Source organism: Phenylobacterium sp. (assembly GCF_036723115.1).
Classification (GTDB): domain Bacteria; phylum Pseudomonadota; class Alphaproteobacteria; order Caulobacterales; family Caulobacteraceae; genus Phenylobacterium.
Map to the genome: position 1 here is coordinate 1 of NZ_DAIMHV010000178.1, position 5110 is coordinate 5110.

Sequence of the window (5110 nt, forward strand, 5' to 3'; positions counted from 1 at the left end):
GAGATGTGGCAGAAGGCGTGGTTTGCGCCACGCTCCAGGGGGAGGCCGCAGGGGCAGGCGCGGGCGCAGCGGCACGTCCGGGCAGGGGCAGGTCGGCCGCCGCCAGGCTGGCGGCCCAGGGGCGCGCGCCGCCCAGGGCCAGGCGCTCGGGCGCGGGCGTGGCCAGCGGGAGGGCCGCCAGTCCGGGCGCCGCCCAGGCGCTGGGCGCCAGCTGACGCAGGAAGGGATTGGGGCCAAGCCCCCCCGGCGCGCCGGGCAGGCCCATGCCGCGACCAGCGGCGGCGGCCATCTGCCGTTCGCGCAGGCGCCGCGCCTCTTCCAGGGCCCGGCGGGCGGCGGCCCGGTCGCCGACGCTCTGTTCGACGCGGGCGGCCAGCAGCAGCAGATCCACATTCTCTGGCGCCTGGGCGATGGCCTGGCGGATGCTGCGCCGGGCGGTCTGCGGATCATTCTGCGCCAGGGCCGCTTCGGCGAGGCCCGCAAGGGCGTCAGGATCGTTGGGCCGCAGGGCGAGCAGGCCCTGATAGACGCCCTGGGCGTTGGCGTGCAGGTCGCCCGCCATATAGAGCCGGCCGAGCGCCTTCAGAATGTCGGCGTCCTGCGGCGCCAGGCTGTAGGCCTGGGACAGGGCGTCGAAAGCCCCGGCCAAGTCGCCCCCCTGACGCAGACGCTCGGCTCGCTCCACCCCCAGCGCCGCCCCCAGGCTGGCCAGTTCGCGCCGGGCGGCCGGTGTGGCGGCCGCTTCGGTGGAGATGCGCCGGATCAGGCCGGCGGCCTCAATGTCGCGCCCGGACCGGGCCAGCACCTTGACGAAGCCGGCATAGGCCGCAGGCTCCGACTCCGGCGGCGCCAGCAGCGCGGCCTGAGCCAAGGCCAGCGCCTGGCCCTGGTCCCCGGCGTCATAGAGGGCGAGCGCGATCTGGCCGCGCAGGCCCAGCGGCAGGTCAGGTTGGCCGGCATAGGCCCGCAGGGTGGGTATGGCCTGATAGGCTTCGCCGCTGGCCGCCAGGGCCGCCAGCTGGCTGATCGCCGCCCGCTGTTCCAGTTCCCGGGCGAACTCCGCCATGGGCGCGGTCAGGGCCGCCGGAGGAATCTGCGCCAGCAGTCCCTGGGCCTCGGTCAGCCGACCCTTCTGGTCCAGATAGAGCGCCAGGGCATAGAGGTTTTCCGGATCCCCCAGCTGCCGGGCGCCGGCCATCAGCCCGTCGGCCGCCAGGCCCTGACCCTGGGCGTCCAGGAACCGGGCGTAGTCATAGCGGATCCAGGCATTGGCGGGCTGGCTCGCCAGGGCCGACTGAAACGCCGCCGCCGCGCCGGCCAGGTCCCCCTGATCGGCAAGGGCTGTGGCCCGGGCGAGTTCGGCCTGGGCCAGCACCTGCCCCAGGCGCGCACCGCCCACCCCCTGACGGTTCAGATCGGCCGCCAGTTGCTGGGCCTGGGCCTGGCTCTCCGGTGTATTGCGGCCGATCAGGGCCTCCAGCAGGCCCAGCCGGGCGTCCTCGCTGTCGGGAGAAGTCTGCAGCACGGCCCGATAGGCCGCCTCGGCGTCGGCCCAGCGCCGTTCCCGGCGCAGGCTCTCGGCCATGACCATCTGGGCCAATGCCTGATCCTCCGCGGCCGGCGCCCGCAGGCCCTCAGCCAGGCTGCGGGCCCGGGCCGTGTCGCCGGCGGCGAGCGCGGCCTGGGCCTGACGCAGGCCGGAGAAGAACCGCGCGCTGGCCAGGGCCTCCCGCCAGCGGCTTTGCGCGCCCGGCGCCGCCCGGGAGGCCCGGTCCAGCAACTGCTCGGCCTCAGTGAACTGTTCGGCGCGCAGGCGCACCAGGCCAAGGCCGCCCAAGGCGTCGGCGTCGGACGGCCGCTGGGCCAGCACCGCCTCAAACCGGGCCTGGGCGGTGGCCACATCTCCGCGCTCCAGGGCGGCGAAGCCCTGGCTGCGCAGGGGCGCCAGGGTGTCCGCCTGCGTGCGGGAGGCCTGGGCGCGCTGGGCGTTGTCCCGCGCCTGGGCGAGCTTCTGACGGACCTCGGCGTCCTCTCCACGCGCCGTCAGATAGGCCTCATAGAGGGGAATGTCGGCGGGATTGGCGCTCAGCCAGATCAAGGCTTGGCGCCAGGCCTGGGCGGCCGGCGCGGCCGCGGCGTCCGAGCCCCGGGCCAGGCGGGCCAGTTCGTTCACGCCTTCGCGACGGGTGGCCTCCGAATAGGTGAGGGTCCGGGCCAGCGCCAGCCGCAGGCCGGTGTCGCCCGGCGACTGGCGCACCAGCGCCCTCAGGCCCGTGACGGCCTGGCTCCGGTCGGCCGGCGAGCCGGCCAGGGTCTCATAGTACTCACGCGCGTAGGCGGCGGGCGGAGTCGACCCGCCAAAGGCCCGGCGATAGGCCGCGATGGCGCCGGCCGTGTCCCCCCGCTGCGCCAGGCGGCGAGCTTCGGGGATGGCGGTGGCCGCGGCTTGGCGCGCCTGGGCCGCGCCCTGCAGGGTGGCCAGCCGGGGATCATTGGGGGCTGCGGCCCGCAGGCGCGCCGTCCACCGCTGGGCCGCGGCGGCGTCGCCATCCTCGCCGGCGTAGCGCGCCAGGGCCGCCAGGGCCTCGGCGTTGTTGGGATCGGTCTGCAGCACCCGCTCGAGCGATTGCCGGGCGAGGTCGGGCCGGCCGCGTTCGCGCCAGAAGGCCGCCTGGCGGATCAGGGTCGTGATGGCCGATTCCGCGCTCTGGGCCTGGGCCGCCGGCGCCGGCAGAAGCGCTGCGGCGGCCGCGCCGCCCAGAAGGATGAGGGGAAGTCTGGGACGGGTCATGTCATGAGCCCCCTGCGAGGCGCCGCCGCTCCTGGCGGCCGAGGAAGAGCGAGATGGGAACAGCCAGCACCAGGGCGGCCAGGACGAGGCCCAGCGCCAACAGGACGGGATTGCGGCTGATCCACCAGAGGATGCGATAGGGCCAGGCCATGTCGCCGGCATAGAAGCCGTCGCCGACCTCGAAGGCCTGGAGGCCGGCGGCCGCCCCCACCACGAGGTCGCCGCGCACCTGGGCGTTCTGAGCAGGATCGTCCAGCAGCCGGACCAGGGTCGGCAGGCGCTCAGGCTGATCAGAAATCAGGGCCACCACCGCCCGCTGCGATCCATAGGGCGAGGCGAAGCTCAGCAAGCCCGAGAAGCCGCCGGCCTCCACCAGCACGCTGGCGGCGCGCTCACGTTCGGTGTCGGGCTCGCCGATCAGGGTCCCGCGCAGGGCGAAGGCCCGCTGGATCAGGCTGGCCGCCTTCAGGCGCAGGGTCTGGCCGTTCTGGACCACCGGGGCGGCCTCGGCCAGGCTGGCGTCGGCGTTCAGAAGGTCGAAGCCGCCGATCATCAGGATGTCGCGGCCCTGGAGGCCCTGGGTCTCGCCCGGGCCTGAGATGAAGAGGCGCGTCACCGGCGCCCCCGTGGCGTCGCCGAAGCGTCCCATCAGGTGGAGGAAAGCCTCCAGATGCGCGGGCGTGGGCGCGTCCGGCAGGACGACGGCGGTCTGCGACAGGTCGGCATAGCGGGTGAAGGGGAAGCCCGCGCTGGCGAAGAAGGCGAGGTTGGGCAGACGGGTGAAGTGGTGGCCGCCGGAGAAGTCGAGCGTGCTGTCGGGATCGATGCCGCTGCGCACATTGGTGGGCAACTGGCCCTCGCAGGCGCCGGTCTTGCGCGGCTTGAGGTCGAAGTAGAACTGCAGCTGGTTCTGACCAAACAGGCTGTAGGGCGGCAGGCTCACCCCGGCCTCATTCAGGACGAACCGGCGGAACAGGCGGCTGCGCAGGTCGTCGGCCTCCGACTGACGGTTCAGCCGGAAGGAGCGCAGGTATTGGCCGTTCAGCGAGACATCGAGCCGCGACTCCTCGCGGTTGATCCAAGGTCCCATGGGATAGCGGTAGCGCAGCTCCAGGGGGGCGACGGTGCGCGGCCAGAACAGCAGGTCGGGGGGCAGGCGGAACGGCACGGCGACCGGTCCGGGCGGCAGGCCGTCGGCCGCCAGCTGCTCGGGCGCCATGAACTCCCCCAGCCGCACGGGGCGCCGCGTGGGCAGCCACCGGGGCGCGTCATAGGCCGCCCGCTGGGCCAGCATGGGGGGGCCAAGCTCGGCGCGAACGCCCCCCAGGCCCGGTGCGCCCAGGCTGAGCGTCAAGGCCGCCTGCAATACCTCGGTGGCGTCCCGGCCCTGGACCACCAGCAGCTGCGCCAGCGGGTTGCGGGGATTTTGCGCCAGCGAAAGGGTCGGGCCGCGGGGATCTGCCACCCCCAGGCCCAGGGTGTCGGGACCGACTATGAAGACGACGCCGTCGGCCTCGGGCAGGGCGCCCATCAGCACCGGGAAGGCGAACCCGCGATAGCTGGCCAGGGCGCCGAAATAGGAGGCCACGGCGCCGGCCCCCTGCAGCACCTGCCGGTCCGGCGCGCCTACGAAGACGAAGGGCAGGCTCAGCGCCCGGTCGGCGTTGTCGAAGAAGGGCGCCGGCAGACGGGCCAGATCCGGAACGGCCGGGATGCGCGTGATGGTCAGGTCAAGGACGGTGCGCGTATTGCTGACCACCGCCCAGAGGGAGGAGTGCATGGGGTCTTCGCACTCGCGGGTGTAGTGGCCGGTGAAGCGAAGACCCAGGCGGTTGTCCACCAGCATCAGGGCGGGGTCCACCGGCAGCACCACCTGCCGTCCGCGGGCGGTGGCGGCGGTCAGCGGCAGGGTTGAGACCACCTCGCCGTTCATGGTCACGGTCAGGTGGCTGAGATCGGCCAGCAGGGCCGGGGAGTGGGCGTAGTTGAGCACCAGGTTGGCGCTGGTCACCACCTCGTCGGCGCCGAGCCGGAAGGGCAGGCCGGCCTCGCCATCCACCGAAACCAGCCGCAGCGGCTGTTCCACGCCCAGGTCGCGCAGGCTGATCTGCACCCGCCGGACGCCGGAGGATGCGTCTGTCGCGTTCACGCCCGGGAACGGCGGCGATGCGGGGTCTGCCGCCGCGTTCGCCGCCGGGCTGGGGAGGGGGGCCGCCTGCGCCCAGGCCGGCGAAGCTGGGGCGGCGATTGCCAGGGCCAGGAGACCGGTGGCGGCGAAGAGCGCGAGCGCGTGGCTCACCCCGGCCACGGGGCTGGAGG

At 74.0% G+C, this 5110-nt stretch carries 2 protein-coding genes; both read right to left on the bottom strand.

The annotated features are described in order from the left end of the window. The coding region (locus tag V7D28_RS13775; protein ID WP_333587957.1) for a tetratricopeptide repeat protein at positions 1–2791 on the bottom strand (2791 nt) is incomplete at its 3' end. A 1-nt stretch (position 2792) separates the two neighbouring features. Continuing rightward, positions 2793–5110 (bottom strand): cellulose biosynthesis cyclic di-GMP-binding regulatory protein BcsB (gene bcsB / locus V7D28_RS13780; RefSeq protein WP_333587958.1); only part of this gene is annotated, 2318 nt, incomplete at its 5' end.